The following is an 18,866-nucleotide window of genomic DNA, read 5'->3' on the forward strand; positions in this document are numbered from 1 at the left end:
GGTAAATAGAAGAAGGGGGGTGTGTCAATCTTGAATCAACCCCCTCTTTTTCTTTGGGCTTCATGATTTCTCTGATGTGACTGCAAATCGGCTGTCGGGTTGTCATCAGGTAAAAACGGATGGCGGTTGCTGTATGGATGGGATAGAGGGAAATCCCCCCTATATTCCCCGGTTTGACAGACACTTGCGTCTGTCGTCTCAAACACTTGTGTCTGTCGGCTTGAACACTTGTGTCTGTCACGTTGAACACAAGTGTCTGTCAAATCGTTTTTCAATATCTGATAATCAGTGCATTAAGAAGCTCAGGAAGCAGGCCTGCGAATTAATTCCGCCAACGGGTAAACTAAATCCTTTAGTTTCTTTTAACGAAATAAATTCGTTTATGAACTAAATTATTTAGTTCTTTGCGGAAAACAAAGAACATTATGAAAGGACTGACTGCAAAAGAAGAAGAAATCATGGGCTTTTTCTGGACGAAAGGGCCGTTGTTCGTGAAGGAGATGCTGGCGTTCTATGAAGAGCCGAAGCCACACTTCAATACGCTCTCCACCATTGTGCGAGGGCTGGAAGAGAAGGGATTCCTGAGCCACCACACGTATGGCAACACCTATCAATACTATCCGGTGGTGAGCGAAGAGGACTTCCGCAAGCGGACGCTGAAAAACGTCATCAGCAAGTATTTCAACAATTCCTATCTCAGTGCCGTGTCGTCGCTGGTGAAGGAGGAAGACATCTCGCTGGAAGAGCTGAAGCAGCTGATAAGCGAGGTGGAAGAAGTGAATAGTAAATCGTAAATCCCTTCCTCTTATGGGCCTCTTCTTCGTTTACATACTCAAATCATCGGTTTGTCTGGCGGTGTTCTACCTGTTCTACCGTCTGTTGCTGGCACGTGAGACTTTCCACCGCTTCAACCGCTTTGCACTGCTGGGCATCTTGTTGCTGTCGTGCCTGTTGCCCCTGACCGAAGTGACCGTGGAGCAGGAGTCGGAGGTGCACCAGACCATGCTGACGCTGGAGCAACTGCTGCTGATGGCGGATGCGGCTTCTGTCACAGAGGTAGGGGCGGATGCGGAAGTGGCGACATCCATCTGGATAGAAGGGATGTTGTTGGTCTATTTGGCCGGAATCGTTTTCTTTGCCTGCTGCAACGTATGCTCGCTGGTACGGCTGTTGATGCTGCTCCGGTCGGGCAGGAGGGAGGCTATAGACCGTTATCTGCCGGGCAGGAAAGAGTGGGTCAGGCTGGTGGTGCACCGTCGCGACATCTCCCCGTTCAGCTGGATGGGCTACATCGTCCTGTCGCAGGCGGACCTGGAGGAGAACGGGCGGGAAATCCTTATCCACGAGCTTGCCCATATCCATAACCGGCACTCCTGGGACCTGCTGGTGGCGGATATCTGCATCTTCTTCCAGTGGTTCAATCCGGCTTCGTGGTTGCTGAAGCAGGAACTGCAGAACATCCATGAGTTTGAGGCGGATGAGACGGTCATCAAGGAGGGCGTGAATGCGAAACAATATCAACTATTATTAATAAAAAAAGCTGTCGGCACAAGGCTCTACTCTATGGCCAACAGCTTTAATCACAGTAAACTTAAAAAACGTATCACTATGATGATGAAAGAAAAATCAAGTCCGTGGGCACGTTTGAAGTATCTCTATGTACTTCCGGTAGCTGCCGTTGCAGTGACAGCTTTTGCCCGTCCCGAGGTCTCCGACAAGGTGGAGGAGATTTCAGCCGTCAAAGTTAATGATTTGGCAGCAATTGTAGAAACAAAAGTGGCGGAAAGTGTGGGTGACACCCTGAAACCCGCCAATGTGAAGTATGTGCCGATCGAAGTCGGCGAGGAGTTGAAGGGAACGCCGGTCTTTGAGGTGGTGGAGGAGATGCCCGAATTTCCCGATGGCGGCGTGTCCGGCCTGATGGATTATTTCAGGAAAAACATGCGTTATCCCGAAGCCGCCAAAAAGAAAGGAATGCAGGGACGTGTCGTCATGCAGTTTGTGGTGGACAAGGATGGCAGCATCCGGAATGCGAAGATCCTTCGTGCGGTGGACGAGGCACTTGATGCCGAAGCATTGCGTCTGATAAACAGCATGCCGAAGTGGAAACCGGGTAGGCAGAAGGGCGAACCGGTGGCGGTGAAATATACGGTGCCGGTGATGTTCAAGTTGGATGGTGAGGATGCGGAAAGCTCCTCCATCGGAAAAAAGCTATTGCGCATTTCGGGAGAGGATGAGCCCCTGTACATTGTGGATGGAAAAGAGGTGACTCCGAAGATTATGGAAGCGCTGAAGTCCGATAGGATAGAGGGTATAACAGTGTTGAAAGACAAACAGGCGGTGGAGCTCTATGGCGACAAGGCAAAAAACGGAGTGATATTGATAACCCTGAAGAAAGAGGGGAGTCCTTCTGTTGCAGGCGCGCCCATGAAGGAGGGCGAAGTGTCTGAGAAAGAGGGTTTGCGTGTGACGGTGGTCGGAACCCTGATGAAGGTGGAAGGCAAAGTGGTGGACGAGCAGGGCGAACCTGTTGTCGGTGCCTCTATCTTGCTGGAAGGGACCAAAAAAGGGACGGTGACCGATGTGGATGGCAACTTCAGGCTTTCCGTGCCCGCCAATGATGCCGTGCTGGTGGTTTCGTATATCGGCATGGCGACCGTCAAGGTGAAGGCGCAGCCTAAACTGACAGTCGCGCTGAAAGGCGAATAACCTCTCTGACAATCATGATAAAGAAAATTCTCTCTTTGTTTTTTATTATAATGGCCGTTTGGGCAGAGGTCGGCTCTGCCCAAACGGTTGCCAAGAAGTATTACCTGGTGGATGGGCTTTTCTTTGAAGAAAAGCCTTTCCGACATTTCGCGTGAAAGATACGGCAGGGAAGGAGTGGGGCAACGCTGAGGTGTCAGGTCGTCCCATGGTCTTGAATTTCTGGTACACCAGCTGCGGTCCCTGTATCGGCGAGATGCCGGAGCTGAACAAATGGGTGGAGCTTTATCCCGATGTCACTTATCTTGCCACCACCTTCGACAGTGCCGCACAAATCAAGAAAATAGTGGAGAGCCGTCCGTTCCGTTTCACGCAGATAGCCGATGAATTATTTTTCTTCGATACTTTCCACGTAAGCGGTATGCCTGTCACGATACTGACAGATAAGAAAGGTATCATCCGTCACATAGAAGAAGGAACGGGGATGGCGAAACTCAGGTATATGACTGACTTATTGAAGAGAATGGTTGAGGAATAACCGGTTCTTTGCTCTGTTTCTCAAATAGAATCTTTATCTTTGCTGTTGCATAAGTTTACCGCCGTAAAGTTTGCGACGGAAGATCTGTAAAATCCCTCATGATTATAGTTTATGAAGAAAAGAGCGTTGCTTTTTGTGTTGTGTGCCCTGACTGCCGCATTCGGATGTCTGAATCCTGCGGCGGCTTGCACCTCTGCCGTTGTTTCGGGAAAGGTTACTCCCGATGGCCGTCCGTTGCTGTGGAAAAACCGTGATACGGACTATCTGCGAAACCATGTCGCATACGTGAAAGGCGAGAAGTATGACTTCATTGCCGACGTGAACAGTGACAACTTCCCCGGCTTGAAAGAGGCGTGGATAGGAACCAACTCAGCCGGCTTTGCCTTGATGAATACCCAATCTTATAATCTGGTTGACGTGAAGGAGGGCGAAGAGCGCGGTGCCGCCAACGGCAGGATTATCTACCGCGCGTTGGAGGTCTGTGCCACGGTGGAGGAGTTCCGCCATTTTCTGGATACCATCGCCAAGCCCAGTCTGATAGAGGCGAACTTCGGGGTCATTGATGCCCGGGGTGGTGCCGCTATGTTCGAGGTGGACTACCATCGGTATGTGATGTATGATGCCAATGACCCGAAAGACGCTCCCCATGGCTACATTGCCCGCACCAACTTCTCGTTGACGGGCGAGGTGAACCAAGGCGCAGGTTATGTGCGCTACATGGAGGCGGAGCAGGTGCTGATGAAGGCTTCGGCCACGGGTGGCATCACGCCGCAGGGCATTTTCAACGACCTTTCCCGCTCTTTCCATAACTGCATGCTCGACATCGACCTGAAGAGCGGCGATTACAACCGTCCGAAGGCCTCCGGTTGGTTCGTTGACCAGGATTTCATTTCCCGTAACAGCACCTCGTGCTCGGTTGTGGTGCAGGGCGTGAAGCCGGGTGAGAATGCCGAGCTGACAACGATGTGGGCGCTGTTAGGCTATCCTCCCACGGGTGTCGCCCTGCCGTTGTGGGTGAAGGATGCTTCCCGACTTCTTCCATCGATGGTCTGTTTCAGCAAGGCAGATGCCGCCGCTCCGTTGAGCGCCAGTTCGCTTCGCCTCGCCGGTCGTGTATTCTGTTACCATCAAGGGATGGGCACCGACCGCTATCTGAACTGGGAGAGACTGTACAGCCCTTCGAAAGGGGACGGTTACATGACACGGCTTGCCCCTGTTGAGGCAGAGGTGTTCCGTCGTACAATGCCGCTGCTCGAGGGTTGGCGTGCACAAGGAGGAATCGATGTAAAAGAGATGCAGCGGTTGTATCAGGAGCTGGCAGAACCGATTATGTCGGCCTATAAACAGCTTGTTGAAGAGGGATGGTAGGGACCACCGTTTATTGTCCGCCCTCGATTCTTTCTTGAAGATATGCCTTAATCTCCGCTTCTTGTTCCGGGTGGAACCATCGAACCTCTTCGTCCCGCTTGAACCAGGTCATCTGTTTGCGGGAATAGATGCGTGAGTTTTGCTTTATCTTTTCGATGGCGAAGGGCAGTGTCCATTCACCGTCCAAGTATTTGAACATTTCCTTGTAGCCCACCGTGTTCAGTGAGTTGAGGTTCCGGTAGGGATATACCCGGCGTGCCTCTTCCATCAATCCGTCCTCCATCATTTGTTCTACACGGCGGTTGATGCGGTCGTAGAGTTCTTCGCGGTCGCGGGTCAGTCCGATTTTGAGGATGCGGAAGGGGCGCTCTTTCTTCGGACCGGTGCGGAAGGAGGTATAGGTTTTTCCTGTCAAGTAGCAAACCTCCAGGGCGTGGATGACACGTTTGGGGTTCTTTAAATCGACAATCTTGTAATATGCCGGGTCTAATAGTTTGAGTTCGGCACACAACTGTTCCAGTCCTTCCGTCTCATATTTGTGCAGCATCAGTTGACGGGTGTCGGTATCTACGGTCGGGATGTCGTCGATACCCTTGCAGATGGCATCCACATACATCATCGAACCGCCGGTCAGCAGCACGGTGTCTTGCTCGTTGAACAATGTTTCGAGGAGTTCCAGTACATCGGTTTCGTATTGGGCGGCACTGTAGTAGTCGGTCAGTTTCAGTGTGCCCACAAGGTAGTGTCGCACACGCCGCAATTGTTCAGGGGTGGGGGCGGCTGTACCTATCTTCAGGTCGGCATAAAGTTGTCGCGAGTCGGCCGAGATGATGCAAGTGCCGAATTGCTCTGCCAGTCGGAGGCTCAACTCTGTCTTGCCTACTCCGGTAGGACCGATAAGTACGATGAGTGTGTGCATGGAAGTTTTTCTTGAGTTTGTGGGTTCTTGGGGGGATAAGTGGATGGGCGGCAGTTCAGCTTAGCGACCTTCCCGCTCATCCACTCATCTGCTTACTATTTAATATGCTTCATCATCGTAAGGATTGCCGCCGGAGCCTTCGTCAAAGCCGTCGAAGCCATCCTTGTCGAAGTCTTCCATGTCGAAATCCTGGTCTCCGTAGAAGTTCTCGTCCAAGTCGAGGGAGCTGCCGGCAGCTGTCAATTCTTCAAAATCGACTGTTTGCTTGGGAGCTTCACCTGTCTTCTTGCTGCATTTGGCACCGTTTATCTCTTTGCCGGTGATGATTTCAGACAATTCGATGAAGAAGCATCGCTCTGTCATGTAGTCGAACACATAGAGAAGTTTCTGCTTTTCATCTTCCACCAATTCGCTTAGCTGGGTCTCTTTCATCACCCAGCTGTCTATTTCCGGATTGTCATCCATTTCTTCCAGTGTGACCTCTTTTTCTTTCTCCCAATATTCATCGCAGATGAAGAAAGAAGTCATTTGGTCGTTGGTATAGCCTACCGACTTCAGGATTGCTTCATGGAAGTCGTAGAAAGTTGCTTCCGGGTCTATTTGTATTTCTCGGATAAAGTCGTCCACTTCATCAGAGATGATTGTAAATCTGTAAACCATGGTGATTTGTAATTTGTAATTTATGATTTCAGATTTTAGATTTCAGATTCATTGCCGATGACCATGCTTGAAATCACAAATCATAAATCTGAAATCATAAATCTAAAAGTTCTATTATTTTCCTGCGGGAATAATGCCGCGTGCCGATTCGCGTATAAAGTTTACGATATAGTTGATTTCGGGAGTCATTTCCATTTCTTCCTCAATCTTCTTCAAGGCGTTGGTGATGTTCAGTCCGCTTTGATAGATGATGCGGTAGGCATCATGGATTTTCTCGATGGCTTCGTTGGAGAATCCGCGGCGTCGCAAGCCCACAATGTTGATACCTGCATAGCAGATGGGTTCGCGTCCGGCGATGATGTATGGCGGAACATCCTTGCTGAAGCGGCAGCCGCCTTGTATCATGCCATATCCGCCCACCCGGCAGAACTGGTGCATCAATACGCCTCCACTAATGATGGAGTTGTCGTCGATGACGATTTCGCCTGCCATTTTGGTGGCATTGCCGATGATGCATCCGTTGCCTACAATGGCATCGTGAGCCACATGCACACCCTCCATCAGGAGGTTGTTGCTGCCGACGATGGTCTTGCCTTTTGCCGCCGTACCACGGTTGATGGTCACGTTCTCACGTATCGTGTTGTTATCACCTATTTCAGCGGTGGTCTCTTCTCCTTTGAATTTCAAATCTTGCGGGATAGCACCGATGACGGCTCCGGGGAAAATGGTATTTCCGTTGCCGATACGTGCGCCATACAGGATGCTGGCGTTTGCCATAATTTTGTTATTATCGCCGATTACCACATTCTTATCAATGAAAACAAACGGAGCAATCTCTACGTTTTCCCCGATTTTGGCTTCGGGATGGATATACGCTAAGGGACTAATCATGTTAATTATTTATGATTTTAGATTTATGATTTCAGATTCTAGAAGATTTCAGATTTATGATTTCTATGTATCGTTTATGAACTGATAGTGATATAAATCATAAATCTAAAATCTGAAATCTTATCATTTGTTCTTAACTATTTGTGCCATAAACTCCGCTTCGCAGACCACCTTTTCGCCTACGAATACATATCCTTTCATGGTGGATACGCCACGGCGTATGGGAGCCATCAGCTCTACGCGGAAAATCAGCGTGTCGCCCGGCACTACTTTCTGGCGGAACTTCACGCCGTCTATTTTCATGAAGTAGGTGGAGTAGCGTTCCGGTTCGTCCACCGAGTTCAATACCAGCAGTCCGCCGGTCTGTGCCATGGCCTCTATCTGCAATACGCCGGGCATGACGGGTTCTTGCGGGAAGTGTCCTGTAAAGAAAGGCTCGTTGGAGGTGACGTTCTTTACACCTACGATGTAGTTGGCGCCAATTTCGATGACCTTATCCACCAATTGCATGGGATAGCGGTGGGGCAGGAGCTCGCGGATGCGGTTCACGTCCATGATGGGGGCGCGGTTGCAGTCGTATGCCGGTGCCTGAATCTCGTGCAGACGGATTTCCTTGCGCATCTGGCGGGCGAATTTGTTGTTGATGGTGTGTCCCGGACGAGTGGCGATGATGCGTCCCTTGATGGGCTTGCCAATCAGAGCGAGGTCGCCTATGACGTCGAGCAGTTTGTGGCGGGCACATTCGTTGGGCCATACCAGCGGTTTGTGGTTGATGTAGCCCAGTTGCTTGGCATCCATGTGGGGAACTCCCATGACATCTGCCAGCTTGTCGTAGTTCTCTTGCGACATTTCGCGTTCGTAAATCACGATGGCATTGTCCAAGTCGCCGCCTTTGATGAGTCCTGCTTGCAGCAACGGTTCTATTTCACGCACAAATACGAACGTGCGGCTTGCTGCGATTTCGTCCTTGAACTTCATCATATCCTCCAGTGTGGCAAACTGGTTGGGAAGTATGTCCGAGTCGTATGATACCAGCACATTCAGGCTGAAGTTCTCATCCGGAAGCACAATGATGGAGGAGCCGGTTTTCTCGTCGCGGAATTCGATTTTAGACTTGATGATATAGAAGTCTTTGACGGCATTTTGCTCTACGGTGCCTACACGCTCTATTTCGTTGACATAGTATTGGGCGCTTCCGTCCAGAATCGGGAATTCCGGTCCGTCCACTTGTATCAAGCAGTTGTCAATACCCAATGCGTAAAGGGCGGCCATGCCATGTTCCACGGTGCTTACCTTCACTCCGTTTTTGGAGAGTACGGTTCCGCGGGTGGTTTCGGTCACGTTGTCTGCAACGGCATCAATCATGGGCTGTCCGTCCAAATCCATACGTTGGATTTTGTAACCGTGATTATCCGGGGCAGGATTGAAAGTAACGGTCAGGTTAAGTCCCGTATGAAGACCTTTACCACTGAGTGAAAAACTGTCTTTCAGAGTCTTTTGTTTCAACATTGGTTACTTATTTAATTGTTGTTTAAGTTCATTCAGTTCTTTGCGGAGGGCGTTCACCTCCATATACATATCCGGCAATTTGCGGAACACCGCTTGCGACTTGAAGTAAGGTTTCATCTCCATGGGCGGAGTGCCAATCAGTTGGCTGCCTTCTTTCAGGCTGCCCGGTACGCCGGATTGTGCGCCGAGGTTCACCTTGTCGCCGATGTGGATATGTCCGGCAATACCCACTTGTCCGCCGAACATACACCATTCGCCTATCTTGGTGGAACCTGCTATGCCCACTTGCGCCGCCATGACGGTGTGCGAACCTATTTCGTCGTTGTGTGCCACTTGAATCAGGTTGTCCAGTTTCACGCCGCTGTGCACGATGGTGGCTCCCATCGTGGCACGGTCCACACACGTATTCGCACCTATTTCCACGTTGTCTTCCAGTATGACGATGCCGATTTGGGGAATTTTCTCATATCCTTGGGGAGTCGGTGCGAAACCGAAACCGTCTGCGCCGATGACGCAGCCTGCGTGGAGGATGCAATGATTGCCTACGCGGCAGTCGTGATAGATGGTTGCATTGGCATAGATGATGCAATCGCTGCCTATTTTGGCGCCACTGCCCACCGTGGCGTGCGGATGAATGACGGTGTTGTCGCCCACTTCGGCATGGTCGCCAATGCAGGCAAAGGGTGCGATGTAAACATCTTTGCCGATTTTGGCTGTTTCGGCCACAAATGCCAACGGGTCTATTCCTGTGCGTTTGGGCTTGCTTTGCTCGTATAGGTTCAGCAGTTTGGCAAGACTTTCGTAAGCGTTATCCACCTTTATCAAAGTAGCTTTCACTTCCTGTTCGGGAACGAAATCTCTGTTTACCAAAACGATGCTTGACAGAGTCTCGTAGATATAGGGGGTGTATTTAGGGTTGGATAGGAAAGAGATGGCACCTGGTATTCCCTCTTCTATTTTGGCAAAGGTATGTACGGTCGCATTTTCATCTCCAACAATTTCTCCTTGGATAAATGTAGCGATTTGTTTAGCAGAAAACTCCATATATTATTCTGTTAGATGGTTTCAATACGCAAATAACGGATTTTTTTTTTATATATCCTTGTCCGAAGGGGATTATTTTGTATCTACTTATGCAAACGTTGGTAGCACAAGTAGTATTTTTTTACTTTTTTAGAGAGCAGGGGTAGATTGAACATATCCGAAGCGTCGGCAATGTTCTTGATGCTGCCGTCATTGTAAAGGATGTCAATACTATCGTCTGCCGCGTCGTACATGTTCTTTTCGATGCTGTAGGTAGAGACGAAATAGCTTGTTTCGCTCAAGGGGATGTCCAGATATTTGCTGACTTGCATGCACAGCACTTTCTTCCACTCTTCGTTGGCAGGGGCGGTAGATACTTCCACTTTGAAGAGGTGACGGTTTACCATGCCTGTACTCAGGGTGGCGAGTGTCTTGTCGGGATGGCTGCTCCATACTTTGAGTGCTGTCCATATATCGTTGTCGTCCAGCTGGATGAAGTTTTCCAGGCATTCGGGGTTGTTATAGAAAGTTTCCCGGTTGATGTCGTTGTAGAGGAAGAATTTCAATGCGGGTGAGGCGAACAGTTCCGTGCCCTGGCTTGCAAGCTCCTTGGCACGTAGCAGGGCGCTGATCAGCATCTTCTCGTAGGCAACGGAGGTCTTGTGCAGATAGACTTGCCAGTACATCAGCTGGCGGGCGGTGAGGAAGTTCTCGATGGAGTAGATGCCTTTGGCTTCCACCACCAGGTGGTCGTCTTTCACGTCGAGCATCTTGATGATGCGGGCAGAGCCGATGTTTCCTTCTATCACTCCCGTATAGTAGCTGTCGCGGCGCAGGTAGTCCAGACGGTCCATATCCAACTGCCCGCTGACCAATTGGTGCAGAAACCGTTTCGGGTATTCATCTTTGAAGATGCGGATGGCAAGTGCCAGTTGTCCGTTCATCTCTTTGTTGATGCGTTCCATCAGCATCAGCGAAATGTCTTCGTGCGAGACGCCGCGGACGATGGTGTTCTCCAGCACGTGCGAGAAGGGACCGTGCCCGATGTCGTGCATCAGGATGGCGGCCTCTACGGCTTCCGCCTCGCTGTCGAAGATGAAATTGCCTTTGGCGGTGAGGTGCTGTATGGCTTCGCTCATCAGGTGGAACGCTCCCAGCGAGTGCTGGAACCGTGTGTGCTGCGCACCGGGATAGACCACGGAAGAGAGTCCTAATTGCTTGATGCGGCTCAGGCGTTGCAAGAGGGGATGCTGTACGATGTCGTACAACAATCCTTTGGGGATATGGATGAACCCGAACACCGGGTCGTTGATGATTTTACGTTCGTAGGACATGGCTGAATGTTTGCCGGTAAAGGTAATTCTTTTTTGGGGGGAGACAGCTAAATGCGGGCAGATTTCTTACATCGCTTTGAATGCCTCTTGCACCTCCTCCCACTTGTCGCAGAATGCCTGCATGGAGGGGAACAGCAGATTGGCACCTGCATCCAGCAACACTTGCCCGTCTATCGGTCCCGTATTGACGGCTATGGTGAAGATGCCTGCCGCTACTCCGGCCTGCACGCCGATGGGGGCATTCTCCACGACGATGGCTTCGTGGGCTTCGACACCAGCTTTCTCCAATCCCATCAGATAGGGTTCGGGATGGGGTTTCCCGTATTTCACGTCGAAGGCGGTAACCATGTGTTCGGGCCGGAACATGCCGGGAAAGTGATGGGAAAGGCGGTTCAACAGAGAGTGTTGTCCCGAACCGGTGACAAGTACCGGTGTCAGTCCCGCCGCTTTTACTTTCTGCAAGGTTTCCCAGGCTCCGGGCATACGGTCCGGTTCGGGATGCGTGCTGAATTCCAAGCTTTTCTCCGCATAGATGCTTTCTATCATTTCGGGCGTGGCATCTGTGCCGTATTGCCGTTGATAGACCAAGTTGATGGTGGCGGCACCGGTGCGTCCTTCGTGCATATAGGCCTCCTCGCGGCTCAGGTGCAGGCCATGACGTTCCATGACTTTGTGCCAGGCATCTGCATGATAAGGCATGGAGTTGAACAATACGCCATCCATATCGAAAAGAACAGCTTTCAGGTGGATGTGAGCGTGTCCGTGCTTCTCCAGATAGCGGGCAATGGTTTCTTTGAACACTTGTTTAATTGAAAATTGAGAATTAAAAATTAAGAGATAGAGAATAAATTGAGAATTGAAAAACAGCTTTTACGCACTTACCACGCAGCCATTTCTCAATTCTCAATTTTCAATTTTTAATTTATTACAGTCTGGCCTGGATGGCTTTTGACTCTTCCTCATAGCCGGGTTTGTTCAGCAGGGCGAACATGTTCTTTTTGTAGGCCTCTACGCCCGGTTGGTTGAACGGGTTCACGCCAAGCAGATAGCCGCTGATGCCGCAAGCCTTCTCGAAGAAGTAGAGCAGGCCGCCGATGCTTTCTTCGTTCAGTGCGGGGATGACGATGCGCATGTTGGGCACACCACCGTCCACGTGGGCGAGCTGTGTTCCCAGTTCGGCCATCTTGTTCACTTCGTCCACGTGCTTGCCGGCGAGGAAGTTCAGGCCGTCCAAGTTGGCTTCGTCCGAAGGAACTTGCAGGGAGTGCTGTGTCTTTTCTACGGAGATGACGGTTTCATAGATGGTGCGTTCGCCTTCTTGAATCCATTGTCCCATGGAGTGCAGGTCGGTAGAGAAGTCAACGGCAGCGGGGAAGATGCCTTTGTTTTCCTTGCCTTCCGATTCGCCGTAGAGCTGCTTCCACCATTCGCTTACGTAGTGCAGTTTGGGGTTGAAGTTTACGAGGATTTCAATCTTCTTTCCGTCCTTGTAGAGTTCGTTGCGGGTAGCTGCATAGATGGCGGCGGGATTCTCGGCAAATGGTACGTCGGCACCACAAGCCTTCTCCATGGCAACGGCACCGGCTACCAGCTTCTCTATATCAAATCCTGCTACGGCGATGGGCAGCAAGCCTACCGGAGTCAGTACGGAGAAACGTCCGCCTACGTTGTCGGGGATGATGAACGATTTGTAGCCTTCGTTGTCGGCAGTGACACGTGCGGCGCCTTTCTTGGCATCCGTGATGGCGACGATCACCTTCTTGGCCATCTCTTTGCCGCGTTGGTCTTCGCATTGCTTTTTCAGCAGGCGGAAGGCCAGGGCTGTTTCAGTAGTGGTTCCTGATTTGGAGATATTGATGACACCGAATTTCTTGTCTTTCAGGTATTCGGTCAGTTCGTACAGATAATCTTCACCGATGTTGTGTCCTGCATAGAGGATGACGGGAGCCGTCTTCTTGTCTTGCAACCAAGTGAAGCTGTTTGACAGCGCCTCAATCACCGCACGTGCGCCAAGGTAGCTTCCGCCGATGCCGGCAACGACTACGACTTCGCAGTTCTCACGCAATACCTGTGCGGTAGCTTTCAGATCGTCCAGGTGTTCTTGGGTAATGGAAGAGGGGAGGTGCAACCAACCTAAAAAGTCATTACCCAGGCCTGTGCCATTTTCTAACGCTTCCTGTGCAGCCTTTACTTGGGCTTCATAAGCGAAAACGTTCTCTTTGGAAATGAATCCAAAAGTCTTTTCAATGTTTAAACTAATCATAATATTCGAATTTAGGAGAAAGCCTCTCCCCCAACCCCTCCCCCGTAGGGAGGGGGGAGTGTGTGGTTACTCCGGTTTATATCGTATAATCTATCTATTCTCCTTTCTCCCATTAATTCTCTCCCATTTTCTGTCTATCTCTATTCCCCTCCCTACGGGGGAGGGGTTAGGGGAGAGGCTCCTTACCTCAACGAGTCTGTCAGCAACTTAATCTCTATCATCGGCGAGATGCGCTCATATAGAATGTTATAGACCGCATCTACAATCGGCATGTTGACGTGATAGTGCTTGTTGATTTCCTTGATACACTTTGTTCCGTAATATCCTTCGGCGATCATCTCCATCTCTATCTGGGCACTTTTCACGGAGTAGCCTTTGCCGATCATCGTGCCGAACGTGCGGTTGCGGCTGAAGTTGGAGTAGCCCGTCACCAGCAAGTCTCCCAGATAAACAGAATCGTTGACGTTTCTGTTCAGCGGGTGGACGGTTTGCAGAAAGCGGTTCATCTCCTGTATGGCATTGGACACCAGTACGGCCTGGAAGTTGTCGCCATACTTCAAGCCGCTGCATATTCCGGCGGCAATGGCATACACGTTCTTCAATACGGAGCTGTATTCAATGCCCGCCACGTCGTCGCTGACGGAGGTCTTGATATAGGTACTTGCCAGGTTGCGTGCGACAAGGCAAGCCTTGTCGGTATCCGGACAAGCGATGGTCAGGTAAGAGAGGCGTTCCAAAGCTACTTCCTCCGCATGGCAGGGACCTGCCAGTACGGCGATGTTCTTTGCCGGTACGCCATATTCTTTGGTGAAATACTCCGAGACAATCAGGTTGTCGTCGGGCACGATACCTTTGATGGCCGTGATGATGAATTTATCCTTGATTTTGGTTTTCAGCTTCTTCAAGTGATTCTTCAGATAGGGAGAAGGCGTCACGAAGATAAGCGTGTCGGACTCTTTCACCACCTCGTTGATGTTAGAATTGAAGTTGATGCGTTTGGTGTCGAACTTAACGCCCGTCAGGTAGGCCGGGTTGTGTCCCAGTCGTTTGAAGTCGGCGATACGGTCATCGCGTCTCATATACCAATTTATCGACTCAGCCTGCTCCAGCACCATTTTTGCAATGGCTGTCGCCCAACTTCCTCCGCCCATAATGGCTATCTTACCGGGTAGTTTCATATCGAAATTAATAATTAAAAATTAAAAGAGAGGGAAAGGAGTGCTTTCCCCCCTCTTCTTGTCTTTCTTACTTATTTAATTCTTTACTTCTTTAATTTTTAATTCTTAATTCGCTCAATCCAACCCGCCACATCGTTGACACTGGGGTTCGTCAGTTCCAATTTATATTTCTTGTTGATGCCGCAGATGTCCATGTGGAGTTTTTGCGGGTTCACGTCTTTCATGTCGCTTACCAGGTTGTAGCCTGCTTTCTGGATGACGGGCACCCACTCTTCGGCGATGCCCAATTCCATAAATTTGGAGGGAGCGTCCTTCAGAGTCACTTTCTCCGGGCGCATCTGTGGGAAGAAGAGCACTTCTTGGATGAAAGGCTTGCCTGTCATCAACATCGTCAGACGGTCGATGCCGATGCCGATACCCGATGTGGGAGGCATGCCGTATTGCAGTGCCTTCAAGAAGTCCTGATCGATGAACATGGCCTCGTCGTCGCCCTTCTCGCTCAAACGGAGCTGCTCTTTGAAGCGCTCTTCTTGGTCTATCGGGTCGTTCAGCTCGCTGTAGGCGTTGGCCAGCTCCTTGCCGTTCACCATCAGCTCGAAGCGTTCGGTCAGTCCCGGTTTGCTGCGGTGCATCTTGGTCAGCGGGCTCATTTCCACGGGGTAGTCGGTGATGAAGGTCGGCTGTATGAAGGTGCCTTCGCAGAATTCGCCGAAGATTTCGTCTATCAGCTTGCCCTTGCCCATGGTGTCGTCAATCTCCATCTTCAGTTCCTTGCAGATTTGGCGGATTTCGTCCTCGCTCTTTCCTTCGAGGTCGTAGCCGGTCTTCTCCTTGATGGCTTCCAGAATGGGCAGACGGCGGTAGGGAGCCTTGAAGCTGATGGTCTTGCCGTCTATCACGCTTTCGGTGCAGCCGTTTACGGCGATGCAGATGCGTTCCAGCAGTTTCTCGGTGAAGCTCATCATCCAGTTGTAGTCCTTATATTGCACGTAGAGTTCTACGCAGGTGAACTCGGGGTTATGGTTCTTGTCCATGCCCTCGTTGCGGAAGTTCTTGCCTATTTCATATACGCCTTCAAAACCGCCTACAATCAGTCGCTTCAGGTAAAGTTCGGTAGCGATGCGCAGGTAGAGGTCCATATCCAGCGAATTGTGGTGCGTGATGAAGGGGCGTGCGCTGGCTCCGCCGGGGATGGATTGCAGGATGGGTGTCTCTACTTCCGTATAGCCGGCCTCGTCCAGTACGGCACGCATCGTGCTGATGATTTTGGCGCGTTTCAGGAAGGTGTCCTTCACGCCGTCGTTCACGATGAGGTCCACGTAGCGTTGGCGGTAGCGCAGTTCGGGGTCTTCAAAAGAGTCGTAGGCAACACCGTCCTTATACTTAACGATGGGCAGCGGTTTCAGGCTCTTGGAGAGCACGGTCAGCTTCTTGGCGTGGATGCTGATTTCGCCCATCTGGGTGCGGAACACGAAGCCTTCGATGCCGATGAAGTCGCCCAGGTCGAGCAAACGTTTGAACACGGTGGTGTACATTTCCTTGTTCTCTTCCGGGCAGATGTCATCGCGGGTGATATAGACCTGGATGCGTCCTTTGGAGTCCTGCAATTCGATGAAAGAGGCTTTTCCCATGATGCGTCGGCTCATCATACGTCCGGCTACGGACACTTGGCGAGGTTCTGCATCGTCTTTGAATTCAGCTTTGATATCGGTAGAGAAAGCATTGGTTACATACTCTGCTGCGGGATAGGGTTCGATGCCCATCGCGCGAAGTTCATTCATGCTGTTGCGGCGAATGATTTCCTGTTCACTTAGTTCTAATACGTTCATATCGCTATGTTTCACTCAATTTGGGGACAAAAGTACGAAACATTTTTCAGATAGCGAACCTTTTTGGTAAATAAAGCGACTAAAAGCGGGGCATAATCTCTTGCCCAGACTTTTTGTGAACGCTTGCCTCGCATGTCCGAAGCCCGTAGTGAGACTGCTTCAGCTACGGAACAAACGTGTATAACATACGTTATAAAGATGCTTTACATAGGAGGAAAAGTTCATCTCGCGTGCTGAGATATACATCTCGTGCGCCGGGATGCACATCTCAGCAGGCGAGATGTATATCTCAGCACGCGAGATGAACTTTAAGAAGGGGCTTTTGCCTTTTTCCCTCGTATGAAAGCAGGCTTTGTCTGCCGGGTATATCGTTCTTTCTACTAATGTCTGCTAAATAGTTTGTCTGCATTTTGAGTTTTGAGTACCTTTGCACCCGTAAAAAGTAAATAGGTATATAGTATGGCAGGACAAAAAACACCCACGGCGTTGGGTACAGAAAGTATAGGAAAACTACTGATGCAATATGCCATTCCGGCAATTATTGCGATGACGGCCTCTTCTTTATATAATATGGTGGACAGCATCTTCATCGGTCACGGTGTAGGCACGATGGCTATTTCGGGTTTGGCGCTGACCTTTCCGCTGATGAACCTTTCGGCGGCCTTCGGCTCGCTGGTGGGCGTGGGAGCTTCGACACTGATTTCCGTCAAGTTAGGACAAAGAGATTATGACACGGCGCAGCGGGTGCTGGGCAATGTGTTTGTGCTGAACATTCTGTTGGGCTTGGCGCTGACTGTGGTGGTGATGTGCTTTCTGGACCCCATTCTTTACTTTTTCGGCGGAAGCGACCAGACGGTGGGCTATGCGCGCGACTATATGCAGATTATCCTGCTGGGCAACGTTGTCACCCATCTCTATCTGGGGCTGAACGCCGTGTTGCGTTCTTCGGGACATCCGCAGAAGGCGATGTATGCCACCATCACCACGGTGGTGGTGAACACCATTCTCGACCCGATTTTCATCTATGGCTTCGATTGGGGCATCCGTGGGGCGGCGATTGCCACCATCCTGGCGCAGATGCTTTCGCTGGCGTGGCAGTGCCGCCTGTTCTGCGACAAGGACGAGCTGTTGCATTTCCACCGGGGCATCTTCCGGTTGCGTCGCAAGATTGTGCTCGATTCGCTTGCCATCGGCATGTCTCCCTTCCTAATGAATCTGGCGGCGTGCTTCATCGTGATTATCGTCAACCAGGGGATGAAGGAGCATGGCGGTGACCTTGCCATCGGCGCGTTCGGCATCGTGAACAGGCTGGTGTTCATTGTCGTGATGATTGTGATGGGGCTGAACCAAGGCATGCAGCCCATTGCCGGCTACAACTTCGGAGCGCAGCAATACGGGCGTGTCAACAAGGTGCTGCTGCTGACCATCGGCTATGCCACTGCCGTCACTACCTTCGGCTTCCTGGTGGGCATGCTGGCGCCGGAACTGATGGTGGGCATCTTTACCACCGATGACGAACTGATAGCGCTTGCGGCGCGCGGGCTGCGCATCACAGTGGTGTTCTTCCCCATCATCGGTTTCCAGATGGTGACTTCCAACTTCTTCCAGAGTATCGGCATGGCAAGCAAGGCGATATTCCTTTCTCTGAGCCGGCAGATGCTGATATTGCTTCCGTGTCTGCTCATCCTGCCGCGGTTCTATGGATTGGCGGGTGTGTGGTACAGCATGCCGGTGTCCGACCTTCTTGCCAGCCTGATAGCATTGGCGATGTTGATGGCGCAGTTCCGCAAGTTCAAGGTCAAGGCGGGAGAGTGATTGTATTTCCCAATTTCCCATGGTGACTGTGTTTGCCGCAAAAGTGATGAATCAGATTTAATATCCGACAGGGGAGGTGGAATACCTTTGCCTCTTTGGGTGAGATGCCCTTTGAGATTTTCAGCATTTTTTTTGCAGAACCTGACAAATGTGTTACATTTGCAATATGTAGAATCACTATAAAGAAGTATCGGTATGAACGGTAATTTTATAATCAATATAGGCCGTCAGTTAGGCAGTGGCGGACGGGAGATAGGCGAGAAACTGGCAACTCGTATGGGAATTGGCTTTTATGACAAGGAGCTGATTCAACTGGCTTCCGAAGAGAGCGGCCTCTGCTGCGAGTTTTTTGAAAGGGCCGACGAGAAGGCTTCTCAAGGCATCATCGGCGGGCTGCTTGGCATGCGTTTTCCCTTTGTCGGCGACGGTGCCATTCCTGTCACAAACTGCTTGAGCAACGATGCCCTGTTCAAGGTGCAGAGCGACGTGATACGCAAGCTGGCGGAAGAGAAATCTTGTCTGTTCGTGGGCCGCTGTGCCGATTATATCTTGCGCGATAATCCTCGTTGTGTCAATGTGTTCATCTCCTGTTCCAATGAAGAACGCATCAGGCGCCTCTGCCAGATTCATTCCATTTCCGAACACGTGGCAGAGGAAATGATGAACAAGGCAGATAAGAAACGCGCCGAATACTACAATTATTACAGCTACAAGAAGTGGGGAGCTGCCGAGACATACCACCTGTGCATCGACTCTTCCGTGCTGGGCATCGATGCTACGGTGGACTTTGTAGAGGAGTTTGCGAAAAGAAAGCTGGGAATCTGAGAAGGGAG

Annotated in this window: 18 protein-coding genes; 7 read left to right on the forward strand and 11 right to left on the reverse strand. The window is 50.8% G+C overall.

What is annotated here, in order from left to right; all coding sequences use genetic code 11:
- A partial coding sequence (locus K2G43_RS01960) for a hypothetical protein (protein ID WP_300152833.1) occupies window positions 1-202 on the reverse strand: 202 nt, incomplete at its 3' end.
- A gap of 223 nt (window positions 203-425) precedes the next feature.
- On the opposite strand from K2G43_RS01960, the gene K2G43_RS01965 reads away from it, so the two are divergent.
- From K2G43_RS01965 to K2G43_RS01985, 5 genes are all read left to right on the forward strand, one after another.
- Complete coding sequence (locus tag K2G43_RS01965; protein ID WP_300152834.1) at window positions 426-794, forward strand: BlaI/MecI/CopY family transcriptional regulator; 369 nt, start codon at window positions 426-428, stop codon at window positions 792-794.
- 13 nt (window positions 795-807) lie between these two features.
- On the forward strand, window positions 808-2,709 hold the full coding sequence (locus tag K2G43_RS01970; RefSeq protein ID WP_300152835.1) for a M56 family metallopeptidase: 1,902 nt from the start codon (window positions 808-810) through the stop codon (window positions 2,707-2,709).
- Window positions 2,710-2,723: 14 nt separating this feature from the next.
- The gene (locus tag K2G43_RS01975) at window positions 2,724-2,864 is read left to right on the forward strand and encodes a hypothetical protein (protein ID WP_300152836.1); all 141 of its coding nucleotides are present in this window, start codon (window positions 2,724-2,726) and stop codon (window positions 2,862-2,864) included.
- A complete protein-coding gene (locus K2G43_RS01980) occupies window positions 2,861-3,244 on the forward strand; it encodes a TlpA disulfide reductase family protein (RefSeq protein ID WP_300152837.1) in 384 nt (127 codons plus the stop codon). The genes K2G43_RS01975 and K2G43_RS01980 overlap by 4 nt, the downstream gene beginning before the upstream one ends.
- Before the next feature lie 111 nt (window positions 3,245-3,355).
- Entirely contained in the window at window positions 3,356-4,612 is a 1,257-nt protein-coding gene (locus K2G43_RS01985) for a carcinine hydrolase/isopenicillin-N N-acyltransferase family protein (protein WP_300152838.1), read from the forward strand.
- Window positions 4,613-4,622: 10 nt separating this feature from the next.
- On the opposite strand, the gene miaA is transcribed toward K2G43_RS01985, so the two are convergent.
- The 10 genes from miaA to lysS form a co-directional block, all read right to left on the reverse strand.
- Window positions 4,623-5,531: a tRNA (adenosine(37)-N6)-dimethylallyltransferase MiaA gene (miaA, locus tag K2G43_RS01990; RefSeq protein WP_297642394.1), complete on the reverse strand. Its 909-nt coding sequence runs from the start codon at window positions 5,529-5,531 to the stop codon at window positions 4,623-4,625.
- Between the two features lie 99 nt (window positions 5,532-5,630).
- Complete coding sequence (locus tag K2G43_RS01995; protein ID WP_297642393.1) at window positions 5,631-6,191, reverse strand: hypothetical protein; 561 nt, start codon at window positions 6,189-6,191, stop codon at window positions 5,631-5,633.
- Between the two features lie 114 nt (window positions 6,192-6,305).
- A complete protein-coding gene (gene lpxA, locus K2G43_RS02000) occupies window positions 6,306-7,082 on the reverse strand; it encodes an acyl-ACP--UDP-N-acetylglucosamine O-acyltransferase (RefSeq protein ID WP_300152839.1) in 777 nt (258 codons plus the stop codon).
- A gap of 123 nt (window positions 7,083-7,205) precedes the next feature.
- A complete protein-coding gene (locus tag K2G43_RS02005) occupies window positions 7,206-8,591 on the reverse strand; it encodes a bifunctional UDP-3-O-[3-hydroxymyristoyl] N-acetylglucosamine deacetylase/3-hydroxyacyl-ACP dehydratase (RefSeq protein ID WP_297642390.1) in 1,386 nt (461 codons plus the stop codon).
- A 3-nt stretch (window positions 8,592-8,594) separates the two neighbouring features.
- Complete coding sequence (gene lpxD / locus K2G43_RS02010) at window positions 8,595-9,635, reverse strand: UDP-3-O-(3-hydroxymyristoyl)glucosamine N-acyltransferase (RefSeq protein ID WP_297642389.1); 1,041 nt, start codon at window positions 9,633-9,635, stop codon at window positions 8,595-8,597.
- Window positions 9,636-9,718: 83 nt separating this feature from the next.
- Window positions 9,719-10,948 (reverse strand): HD domain-containing protein, encoded by a 1,230-nt coding sequence (locus tag K2G43_RS02015; protein WP_300152840.1) that lies wholly within the window; start codon window positions 10,946-10,948, stop codon window positions 9,719-9,721.
- A 66-nt stretch (window positions 10,949-11,014) separates the two neighbouring features.
- Window positions 11,015-11,749 carry an HAD family hydrolase gene (locus K2G43_RS02020; RefSeq protein ID WP_297642387.1) on the reverse strand — a complete coding sequence of 245 codons (735 nt, stop codon included), beginning with the start codon at window positions 11,747-11,749 and terminating at the stop codon, window positions 11,015-11,017.
- Window positions 11,750-11,873: 124 nt separating this feature from the next.
- Window positions 11,874-13,211 (reverse strand): glucose-6-phosphate isomerase, encoded by a 1,338-nt coding sequence (locus K2G43_RS02025; RefSeq protein WP_297642385.1) that lies wholly within the window; start codon window positions 13,209-13,211, stop codon window positions 11,874-11,876.
- Between the two features lie 182 nt (window positions 13,212-13,393).
- Window positions 13,394-14,389: an NAD(P)H-dependent glycerol-3-phosphate dehydrogenase gene (locus tag K2G43_RS02030; RefSeq protein ID WP_297642384.1), complete on the reverse strand. Its 996-nt coding sequence runs from the start codon at window positions 14,387-14,389 to the stop codon at window positions 13,394-13,396.
- Window positions 14,390-14,487: 98 nt separating this feature from the next.
- On the reverse strand, window positions 14,488-16,218 hold the full coding sequence (gene lysS, locus K2G43_RS02035) for a lysine--tRNA ligase (RefSeq protein ID WP_300152841.1): 1,731 nt from the start codon (window positions 16,216-16,218) through the stop codon (window positions 14,488-14,490).
- A gap of 459 nt (window positions 16,219-16,677) precedes the next feature.
- On the opposite strand from lysS, the gene K2G43_RS02040 reads away from it, so the two are divergent.
- Window positions 16,678-18,033 (forward strand): MATE family efflux transporter, encoded by a 1,356-nt coding sequence (locus K2G43_RS02040; RefSeq protein WP_300152842.1) that lies wholly within the window; start codon window positions 16,678-16,680, stop codon window positions 18,031-18,033.
- Between the two features lie 195 nt (window positions 18,034-18,228).
- The gene (locus tag K2G43_RS02045) at window positions 18,229-18,858 is read left to right on the forward strand and encodes a cytidylate kinase-like family protein (RefSeq protein ID WP_297642379.1); all 630 of its coding nucleotides are present in this window, start codon (window positions 18,229-18,231) and stop codon (window positions 18,856-18,858) included.
- Window positions 18,859-18,866: the final 8 nt, after the last annotated feature.

This window comes from Bacteroides sp., from assembly GCF_029057325.1.
GTDB lineage: Bacteria > Bacteroidota > Bacteroidia > Bacteroidales > Bacteroidaceae > Bacteroides.